The sequence below is a fragment of the Chromobacterium haemolyticum genome (assembly GCF_002081825.1).
Classification (GTDB): Bacteria; Pseudomonadota; Gammaproteobacteria; order Burkholderiales; family Chromobacteriaceae; genus Chromobacterium; species Chromobacterium fluminis.
The window spans coordinates 24,229-34,583 of sequence record NZ_MUKU01000050.1 but is presented as its reverse complement, the minus strand read 5'-3'; the positions used below and the strand labels follow the sequence as shown (position 1 = coordinate 34,583).

Sequence of the window (10,355 nt, the reverse complement as noted above, 5' to 3'; positions counted from 1 at the left end):
AGACTTTGGAGGAAACCGATGGTCTGCCGCAAAGGTAGTCCAAACAGGTTCTTGATAGTCAAACAGAATTGAATAGCCACATCGCTATAGGTCTGCGTCCGTCCGCGCTTGCCCCGTGGTGTCGCCTGCCATGACATGCTCGTGTTCAGCCAGACGGACAGAGAGCCGCGTTGGATCAGGGCTTGGTTGTAGACGTTCCAGTTGGTCGTTCGATAGCGTTTTGGAGCGGGCTTGGTCATGCCATTACCTTACCAAGCCGCGGGACGGGCGGATTTGTGCAACAGCGCCTAAGGACGGAAAGGTTCGCGCCGATACGACAATGAACACCGCCCCGGCGACCTACGGCCGACGGGGTGGTGTTCTTGGCTGTGGCCGGCCTCAAGCGGCCGCCATCAAGGCCTTACTTGCCTTTGCACTGGTGGTGCATTTCCGGCGCACCAACCACACGCCAAGCCCCCCACTGACCATCCGAGCCCGGTACAAGGCCCTTTGTCCACCAGCCGTTCATCCACTGCTTACCATTGTAGGTCACCTTGGTGCACACCTTGTCATAAGTCTTGGCGGCATCCCAGTTACCCTCCACCGGCGGCGTGGTGCCGCTGTCGTCGGCCTTGACCGTCAGCACATGCGCGGCGGTTTGCTCGCCTTTGCTGTTGCTGACCTTGACCTTGAAGCTGTAGGCGGTGTCCTGCTGCAGCGTCGGCGCTTTGAAGTTGAGGGTGGCGGAGTTCAGCGGCAGACCAGCAATATTGGGCGACACGGTCCACAAGTATTTCAAGTTGCTGCCGGAGGCGGCCTGGGCGCTCAAGCTGACGGCTTCGCCCGCCTTGGCTTCGGTCTTGCCGGTAACCGTGACCTTGCCCGGCACGATTTCATCCACCGGTGGCGGCTTGATCTCGCCCATGGAGGTTTCGATTTCGAAGTTGTAGGCCTTATTGAGGCCATAGACCGCGTTGTCGGTGGCGCTTTCCAGCGGCTTGACCTCGTTGTTCACCAGCTTGCCCAGCTTGACGATGCGGGACTCCTGATTCACTTGCTGAGCCAGCGCATACACCCATTTTTCCGGCTGCAGCTGACCAGCGGCCACTGTGATTTCATGACGCGCAATATCGCTGCCGCGCGCGCGGTCGAACACGCGCATGGTCACTTTCATGCCAGGGCTCAGCACCGTGTTGCTCTTGTCGATTGTGCCGCTATGTTTCCACTGAACATTGGCCGAAACCACATCCACATCGGAGCAGGAGTAGAAGGCTTCGTCGTTGTCGTCCGGAGCGCGCTGCCATACGGTGTAGACCACGCGCTTGCCGGTAGCCCAGGCAGGCAGAGTCACCGCGATGTCGGTGTAGCCGACTTTACGGCTGGCCAGATCGCCAGTCAGCTCCGGTCTATCGCGGCGTTGATCCTTGCCGATGGACACCAGATCGTTCCAGGTCAGCGGCTTGGAGGGATCGTAGCTGTCCTTGCTGATGAATACCTCGAAATACTTGGTGTAGTGCGGAGCGCTCTGAGCGTAGCGGAAAGTCATTTTTCCATCCGCGCCCGGCGTCAGCACCGTGGCCGTCGGCCAGCTGTGCTTGGGGTTGTCCAGCTGGGCCCAACTGCCGGCTTTACCGCCGCCGCACAATTTGCCGTTGGGCACCAACTGCTGATGGTTGCCATCCGATTTAGCCTGGGCATTAGCGGTCCAGTCATCGACAGCATTCGCCGCGGCCTTGCAGCCCGAGAATTTGCTGGAGCCGTTCCAATGCCCCCCTTCCAGCTTGCAAGCCACTTCGCGGCTTACCGGGAAAGACATGGAGCCATGGGCGCTGGCGGTTGACGGGACAATGGCCATCAGGGAGGCGGCGATCTGGCTCAGAGCCAACACCGGCAATGCGAGCTTGCCGGCGGTGCGAGGTGCGGTCATGTTTCTAAAACCTTAGTCTAGGGTTGGGTTGTCGTTCTTCTTGGCCGCCATCGGCCGAAAAAGGACTTGCCCGCATTGTTCCAAACCCCACCGCAGCACCCAATCATTCTCAATAAAAGCTAAATTTGGGAAATTCTTAATCAATATCCGCCATCAGCGGCAAAAGCCCGGCAGGCCAATGCCTGCCGGGCAGAGCCCGAAACCGGGTCTTACACCTGCGCCCAGCTGGAACTCAGGCTGGGAGGGATGGCCATCCGAGCATTACTTGCCCTTGCACTGGCCGTGCATTTCGGCGGCGCCCACCGCACGCCATACGCCCCATTTTCCATCCGACCCCGGAACCGTGCCCTTGGTCCACCAGCCGTTCGTCCACTCCTTGCCGCCATATGTCACTTTGGCGCAGGGCTGGGCATAGGTTTTGGCCGCGTCCCAGCTGCCTTCAACCGGCGGCGGGGCGTTGTCGGCCTTGACCAGCAACTGGTGGCTGGCGCTCTGGCTGCCCATCACATTGCTGACCTTGACCTGGAAGGTATAGCGGGTGTCTTGCTTCGGCGTCGGCGCCTTGAAGTTGAGGACGGCGGCGTTCAACGGCAGCCCGGCTATGCTGGGCGACACGGTCCACTGATATTTCAAATTGGTGCCGGCGGCGGGTTTAGCCGACAGGCTGACATTGGCGCCGCCGTTGACGCTGGCCGGGCCACTAACGGTGACTTTGCCTGGCGGGATTTCGTCCACCGGCGGCTTGCCGCCCTCGTCCGATTGCTCAAGCGCGAAGCTGTACTCCTTGCCCAGGCCGAATACGGTGTTGGCGGCAGCGTTCTTAACCGGCACCACTTTGCCGTTTTCCAGTTGGCCGACTTTGACCACGCTGGATTTTGCGTTGGCCTCAGTGGCCAAAGCATAGGTCCAATCATTGGCCGCAGTTTGGCCGGCGGCGATCTTGATCGAATGCTTTTCAAGATCCGTACCGCGCAATTTATTGAAAATGCGCAGGGTGATGGTGGTGTCGAGCTTGGCGTCGAACGGCCTGGACACCAGCGGCCCCAGTGGCTTGAAGTCGACGTTGTTGGCCACGATGTCAACGTCGGAGCAGCTGTAGAAAGCTTCGCCGCTGTCGCTGCGCTGCCATACGTTGTAGATCACCCGCTTACCCTGCATGCCGGCTGGGATCTTGACGTCCAGCTTGGTTTTGGCGCTAGGCGCCACCGCGCCGGAGTCGCCGATCAGTTGCAGGTCGTCCCATTTCAGCGGACGCTTGAAATCATAGGAATCCTTGCTGATATAGGATTTGAAATAGGCCGTCTGATGCTGAGCTGTCTGATGATAGGTCATCGTGTATTTGCCGTCCGGCCCCGGCTGGATGGTGGTGGCCGGCCAGTCAACGGCCGCATCCAGGCCGCCAAATTTTTTAGCGCCACCAGCGCACAGCTTGCCGTTGGGCACCACTTGCTGGTGATTGCCGTGGGCGCTGCCTTGGAGCACGCTATTCCAGTCGTAGATGGCTTGCGAGCCGCCGCCTTGCTTGACGGCCTGGCACCCCGGTGTTCGAGGGGATTCAGGATTATCCGCGGAGTGGCAATATTTAATGCGGCTAATCGGCTCTTCCATCGAACCATGGGCGGAGGCGGCGACTGGTGCCAGCAACATCAGAGAAGCGGCGATCTGACTCAACGCCAGCGCGGGCAGAGCGAAACTGCCGGCCTTGCGGGATTGGGACATGGTGTTCCTTGTATAAAGGTGGGTGGGGTACATCAGCGTCCGTTCTAGGCCTTCCGCGCAGCGGCGATAGGATATTGAACGGCTTCAGAGGCCGGGACAGCGCCCAGCGCCGTCACTGCCCGCACCATTGTTCCAAACCCCTACTGCTCCCCCAATCAATCTCAAGAGATGCTCAAGCAGACCCGCACGCTCCAAGCTCCTTCTCCGCCTCTATCTTTGGAGCCAGCAACAGGAACTCACTTCCGAGTCTGCTTTGAGATTTGACCTCTACCCTGCCGCCATGGCTTTGCATCACCGCCTTGACAAAGGGCAGGCCCAAACCAGCCCCGTCGCGGCGGCCTTCGTCCACTTGATAAAACAGTTCAAACAGCCTGGGCAGCGCATGCTCGGGAATGCCTATGCCCTGGTCCGTCACGCTGATGCCGGCCATCTCGCCCCATCGTTCCAGTCTCACCACGATATGGCTATTGGGCGGCGAGTATTTGACGGCGTTGTCCAGTACATTGACCACGGCGCGCAGCAGCATGTCGTAATGCCCTCGCACCCAAAGCGCTTCCACTGTTTCCGGCCCATGCAGCGTGATGCGTTTTTGACGGGCGCTGGCTTCGATCTGGTCCATCGCGTCTTCGGCCAGATCGGTCAACGCCACTGGCAGAAAGCTGGACGGATCGAGTTGTTCCGCCCTAGAGAGTTGCATGAAATCCTGCGCCACGCGCAGGCTGTAATGCACTTGTCGACGGAGATCGTTGAAGAATTGATCCTGCCGCGGCCCGGTTTCGCCGCCTCGCTGTTCAATCATCGCCAGCATGGTGGTCAACGGGTTGCGCAGGTCGTGCGCCATCTGGCGCAGCACGCGCCGGTCGCCGGATACGCTGGCCTTGACGTTTTGCAGGTCTACCAGGCTGATCAGGCTGCTGGACAGTCCGTCGCACAGTTCATGACAAGGCGTGACCAACAACAAGTGCTCGCCCTGGCCGCTACGCACCTCTTCCACGCCGATACCGCCGCTGCGGAGCGCCTTCTCGCGGGCCGGCGCGGCCAGACCCAGCACCCAGGCTTCAGCTTTATCCGAGGCGCCGTGCTCGCACAGCAGCTTGCGCGCCGCCTGGTTGCTGAGAATGATTTTGCCGCCCTGTTCAAAGAAAATGGGGTAAGGCAACATATTGAGCACGCTGGCGTAAGAGTTTTGCCAGGCGCGCATCTGCCGCATCAAGCGCTCTATTTCATCAGCGCCGGCTTCGGTCACCTGGGCGCGTAGCGGCAGATTCATGCCGGCCTCGCGCAAGCTCAGTTGCATCGCAGCCATTTCCTGCCGTAACAATAGATGGGTCTTTGTCTGCCAGCGCCAAGCGCAGCCGGCGTAGATCAGCAGACCTCCGATCAAAGGCGAGCTCACAGGAATCCAAACCTGGCTCTGCAGCAGTAGCAAGGTGGACACCAGCCAACAGCCTCCCAGCCACAAACAGGCGCGGACATGCATGCGCGCCGGCGGCGTCAACAGGCAGATCAGCAACAGGACGAACATAATGCCGAAGTTGACCAATAGCTTATACGGAGCGGCCAACATGGCAACCGGGCCGTGATTCATCAGGGTTTGGGTTTGCAAGGCCAGAATCTGGCTGCGGGTGTGACCTTCTCGATCCAGTGGATAACGGTTGGCGCGCAGCCCCTTAAACGGGTCCAGCGCCAGGTGCCCCACAAAAACGATCTTATTGTGAAACGCCTGCCGCGGCACCGCGCCGGTCAACACATCCAACATCGAATACTGCTGAATATGGTGCTGAGCAGGCAGCACCAGCAGCCAGCCGTCGGCTTGCGGCGTGCAGCGCCGCCACAGCGCGGCAAAACACCAGGTATTTTCCCGCGGCGGCAGCTCATAGCCGGCGACGCGGATAGCCTCCATCACCATATGCGGGGCGAGTTTCTCCCCATGCAGCTTGTAAGGCACGATGCCGGTGACCACGCTGCGGTCGCCAATCAGCAGCTCGCGATGTCCTTGCCCAGCCGCAGCGGCGTACACGGCTGAGGGTCCGGGGCCGTCTCTCCCCTCCCCTTGCTGGAATTCGGCCGGCAAAGCCAGCACTACGCGGCCATGACGCCGAATGGCGTTCGCCAGCATGCCTTCGTCTCGGCGCGACATCAGGTTCATATTCAGCGCCACGCTGTCCGCCTGGCTCAGGCGCTCGAGCAAAGAGGCATAGAGCACATTGCCGTTGACCTCTTCGCGCCCCAACGCCTGGACCGTGGCCTGGTCGACGTTGACGAGCACGACATCGTGTTCATCGTCTTCGGTTTGCAGTGTGGAGAGCAGTTCGAAATACAAGCGGTCCAGCGAATGGAACAGGGCATCCTGATTGGGGATGGCAAACACCACCGCCAACAGGACGAAAGCGATCAGGAAGCGCACATCATGCCGACGCACGCGCCGAAGCGCTTGGCAAAACCATTTCATAAGACATCCAAAACGCGGAATGAGAACGCAGGGGATCGAACTTCCGACGCCAGACTCTGAACTTGTTTAAAATCCACCGGGCAAGCGGGGCAAGACAGCACCGGCTGAAGACGCGAAGCGGGCATACGACAGGCGCGCATTCAGAAGACGACGTTCATCACGCGCGGCGTCCCCCGATGCGCCACGGATTATGAACAGCTCAGACTCTCTCCAGCCGGTAGCCGTAGTTGTACACGGTGGAGATCACCACGCCGTTGCGCGGTCTCAAGCCCAGCGCCGAGCGCAGATTGCTGACATAAGTGGCCAGGCTGGCGTCGTATTTGCGGTCCGGCTGGCCCCAGATGCGCTGACTGAGGAAGTCCTTGGTCAGAATGCGGCCCAGGTTGCGGAACAACAGCGTGGCCAAAACGAATTCTCGCGCCGGCAGCGTGGCTTTGCCGCCGGGAAAACTGATGCTGCGCGCCTCCGGGTTGAAAGTGTAGCCGTCCACCTCGAACGAGGCCTCCGGATCACCCAGCCGCTGCTGCTTGCGGAACTGGGCGTTCAACCGCGCTAGCAGTTCCCGCTCGCGAATCGGCTTTTGCAGGTAATCGTCGGCGCCGTGCTCCAAGGCCAGCACGATGTCTTCTTCGTCATCGCGCTGGGTCACCATCAGAATGGGCAGCGCTTGCGGCAACTTGGCGCGCGCCCACTTGAGCACCTCCACTCCGTCCCGGCCCGGCACCCCCCAATCCAGCAGCATCGCGTCGCAGCGCTGTTGCCGAAATTGAGCGACGAATTGGTCTCCATCGGCGCAGGTGATGGGCTGATGGCCATGCTGCTCCAACAACCTGACGATGCTGCTGGATTGGAGCGGGCAGTCTTCTAAAATTGCGACAATCATAATATGTGTTTCGGTTAAATGAGGCGGATTCACGGTAGAAGCGGCAACGGAGAGCACCAGTGCCTCTGTGCGCTCGCGAATTCCAAAGCTATAGACAGGAGGCCGCCGCAAATCGCAAAAGAAGGTGATTCTTACGGAAGGATGACTAGGGAAGATATAGGATTACTCTTAACTTTCTCAATAAGCCCTTAATTAATCCATCCTCATTAGGATCAAAACAAACAAAAAAGCATTCCAAAGCAATAAATATCCCCTGCATCAGCCTCACAGCGCGGTTGGCGCCAAAAACACCCATTGCCGGTAGCTGCCCTTGTCGGCGAAATCGCCCAGCTCCGCGGCGAAGCCCCGCTGTTTCAGCGGCCGGCCCTCCGCCAGGCTATGCACGCCCACGATGCCGCCGTCCGCGCCCTTGATCAGCCCCCATTCCGGCTTGCCCGTCAGCGGATCGGCATAGAGCCGGCGCAGGTAGCGGCGGGTAAAGGGCAAGCGCTCGTCCTTGAGCAGGGCTTCCAGGGACTTGGGATAGGCCGGCGCGGGGCCGGAACGATGGTAGGCGGCGATGGCGCGCTGCAATTGCAGGCCGATATGCAGCAGCTCTTCTTCTTTGTCGCGTTGCAGTTGCCGGCTCCAGGCGCTGGCCGCCGCGCTGAGGGCGACGCCCATGGCCAGCGACAGCGCCAGCACCCCCAGGTAGGCCAGCCCGCGCTGCTTACCAACTGCCATAGCTGCTGCCGTCCAGGCCTACGCCAGGCGCGCCGCTGGCCACGTCGCCAACGCCCCCCTCCTCCGCCGGCTTGGTTTGCCAGCCGTCGCGCCGGCCGGCAACGGGATCGAGCGGCAACTCGCGCAGATAGCGGCCGCCCACCAGATCCTGCAAGGCGGACGGATTTGCGCCGTGGTCGGCGCGGTAGTCGTCTATCGCCTGGCGCAGCGCGGCCAGATTGTGGCGCAGCACGGTTTCGCGGGCGCGATCGTTATGCTTGAAGTAGCTGGGGCCAACCAGGGCCATCAGCGCGCCGATGATACTCATGACCACCAGCAATTCAATCAGGGTGAAGCCGCGCGCCAGCTTACCATTGTTGGTAGGGTACGCCATTGATGCCCTTTCTGAGGCTTTTGGAACGGATGTCGTATACGTCGCCGCCGGAGGAGAACGCCTCGGCCGAGCTGGCGTAGCTGCGCGTCTCCCAACTGGCCGCCGGGTCCGCGCCCGCGCAGCCTTCGCACATCGGATCCGCCGGCAGCCGCCTCAGGAAGTAGAGCTTGCCGCCGTTGGGGTCGCTCTTGTCCGTCACCCCGTCGACCAGGCTGGCGAGGCTGGGCGGGTAGCCGCTGCGATCCGGCGAAACCTCTATCTTCTTGTCAGTCACCGCTTGGCGGTAGGCGTCGATGGCATTGCGGATCTGCCGCAGGCTGTGTCTAAGCTCCGCTTCCTGCGCGCGCCGTCTGCTCAGTTCGCTCAGCGGGAGACTGGCTCCCAGCAGCAACGCCATCAGGGTGAGCGCGGCCAGCATCTCGATCAGAGTGAAACCGGTTTGACGCGACATAAGCACCTCAGGGCGCGGCCAGCGGGCTGTCCAGCGCCGGCGCGGCGGCATTGGCGGGAACGACCGGCCTGGCCGCTTCGGTAGTCAGACGCTCCAGCGTCATTCGCCCCTCTGTGCCGGAATGGAAGTAGCTGTTGGAGGCCGCCGGCAGGTCCAGCGCCCGCTCGATGCGCGGAGTCAGCAGCAAAATGAGCTCGGTGTTTTCCGCGCTCCGCTTCTGGCTGCCGAACAAGCTGCCCAGCCACCCCAGGGTGCTGAGACCGGGCAGGCCGCTGCTGCCACGGTCGTACTGCTGTTTGATCAGGCCGGCCAGCACCTGGGTTTCGCCATCTCGCGCGGTCATCACGGTTTCGGCGTTGCGAGTGCTCATCGGATAGACGGTGCCGCCGCCGGCGGTCTTGACTTCGCCCTTGAGATTGCTGACCTCCATATTGACCTTGACGCTGACTTCATTGCTGAGACTGATCCGCGGTTCCACTTGCAGGATCAGGCCGACATCCTGATAGTTGACCGACTCCGTCACCACGCCGTTGGCGTTGGTGGTGGTAACCACCGGCACTTTCTCCCCTATCTTGATGCTGGCCTTTTCCATATTACGCACACGGATCTTGGGGTTGGCCAGCACCTTGGTCTTCCCCTGTCTTTGCAGAAGTTTGATCGCCGCGCCCAGGTCCCCGCCATTGCTGCCTCCTACGCCGATGCCGTCGCGGTTCAGGCCCAGCAGGTCTCCCACCGTCACCTTGTCCGAGCCCTCTTTCGGCAGCACCGAAAAACGCAGCTCCGCCGGATAGTCGACGCCGACGTCGAGCACGTCGTTGGTGTTCACCTCCAGTACTTGCACATCCATGGTCACTTCGGACTGAGCGATGTCCAGGCTGGCCACCAGCCGTTCGATCACCGCCATCACTTCCGGCGTATCCCGCACGATCACCGCATTGGTGCGCTCGTCCAGGTGGACGTTCTTGGGCGAGCTGATCTGGCGCAGCGCGGCCAGCACATGGCTGGCGTTGGCCTGACTCAGGTAGAAGGCGCGGGTGAGCAGCTCCTGATATTCCTTGGCTTTTTCCGATCGCGCAGAGTAGATCAGCATGCTGTGCTGGCTAAGCACTTTCTTTTCCAGCTGATGGGTGCGCAACAGCAGATTGATGGCATCTTCCGCCGTGGTCTGACTGGCTACGATGCTGGCGGGGGCGGCGATGGGCACTTCCGGGTCGAACACGAAGTCGATGCCGGCCAGTTGGGAAATCGCGTCGAAGATGCTGGAAATCGGCTGTATCTTGAAGTTCAGCGTCACCGGCTGTCGCAGGGCTTCGGCCAGGCTGGGGCGCGCGTCACGGCGGCCGGCTTCCTGATTTTGCAGTTCATCGCGCAGCGCTTGCGCTTGCGGGTAGTCGGGCTGTTCCTGCAAGATGCGGCCCAGCCGTTCCAGCGCCTCGCGCGGACGCTGCGCACCGATCTCGGCGGCGGCGTCCAGCTCCAGCTTCAACCGCAGCCGGCGCTCCAGTTGCCGTTTCAACTGCTGGGCGCGCATATGCTCCGGCGCCAGCGCCAGCAAGCGGCTCACTTCCGCCAGCGCGGCCGCGTCGTCGCCAGTGTCCATCCTGGCCTTGGCCGTCCGCAGAGCCTCCTCCGCCAACGCCGCGCTCTTGACCACAACGTTTTTGCGGCGCTCGACATCGTCGGGCTTCCGCCGCAAGGCGGTTTCGGCAGCGCGCAATTGTTCTTCTGCGCCGGGCAGGGAAGCCGGATCGAAGATTTTCTTGACCGGCCCGGGCAGCGCGCATCCGCCCAGCGTCAATCCGAGGGCGAGGGCCAGCAGTGTGGGTTTGCAATGTCTCATGATGCCTG

At 61.4% G+C, this 10,355-nt stretch carries 9 protein-coding genes; all 9 read right to left on the bottom strand.

Translation table 11 applies throughout. The features are described from left to right. On the bottom strand, positions 1–239 hold a 239-nt coding region (locus tag B0T39_RS22950; protein WP_176219639.1), incomplete at its 3' end, for a transposase. 161 nt (positions 240–400) lie between these two features. Then, the gene (locus tag B0T39_RS22945; protein WP_081550826.1) at positions 401–1,906 is read right to left on the bottom strand and encodes a lytic polysaccharide monooxygenase; all 1,506 of its coding nucleotides are present in this window, start codon (positions 1,904–1,906) and stop codon (positions 401–403) included. Between the two features lie 261 nt (positions 1,907–2,167). Continuing rightward, positions 2,168–3,625, bottom strand: a complete 1,458-nt coding sequence (locus tag B0T39_RS22940) for a lytic polysaccharide monooxygenase (RefSeq protein WP_176219638.1) — start codon at positions 3,623–3,625, stop codon at positions 2,168–2,170. A gap of 172 nt (positions 3,626–3,797) precedes the next feature. Next, positions 3,798–6,077: an ATP-binding protein gene (locus B0T39_RS22935; protein WP_081550822.1), complete on the bottom strand. Its 2,280-nt coding sequence runs from the start codon at positions 6,075–6,077 to the stop codon at positions 3,798–3,800. 199 nt (positions 6,078–6,276) lie between these two features. Next, positions 6,277–6,960 carry a response regulator transcription factor gene (locus B0T39_RS22930; protein ID WP_019101947.1) on the bottom strand — a complete coding sequence of 228 codons (684 nt, stop codon included), beginning with the start codon at positions 6,958–6,960 and terminating at the stop codon, positions 6,277–6,279. A 264-nt stretch (positions 6,961–7,224) separates the two neighbouring features. Continuing rightward, positions 7,225–7,683, bottom strand: a complete 459-nt coding sequence (locus tag B0T39_RS22925) for a hypothetical protein (RefSeq protein WP_019101946.1) — start codon at positions 7,681–7,683, stop codon at positions 7,225–7,227. Then, positions 7,670–8,056 (bottom strand): type II secretion system protein, encoded by a 387-nt coding sequence (locus B0T39_RS22920; protein ID WP_081550820.1) that lies wholly within the window; start codon positions 8,054–8,056, stop codon positions 7,670–7,672. Before B0T39_RS22920 ends, B0T39_RS22925 begins: the two co-directional genes overlap by 14 nt. Next, positions 8,031–8,507 carry a type II secretion system protein gene (locus B0T39_RS22915; protein ID WP_107731625.1) on the bottom strand — a complete coding sequence of 159 codons (477 nt, stop codon included), beginning with the start codon at positions 8,505–8,507 and terminating at the stop codon, positions 8,031–8,033. Before B0T39_RS22915 ends, B0T39_RS22920 begins: the two co-directional genes overlap by 26 nt. A 7-nt stretch (positions 8,508–8,514) precedes the next feature. Next, the gene (locus B0T39_RS22910) at positions 8,515–10,347 is read right to left on the bottom strand and encodes a secretin N-terminal domain-containing protein (protein ID WP_081550818.1); all 1,833 of its coding nucleotides are present in this window, start codon (positions 10,345–10,347) and stop codon (positions 8,515–8,517) included. Between the last annotated feature and the right edge of the window lie 8 nt (positions 10,348–10,355).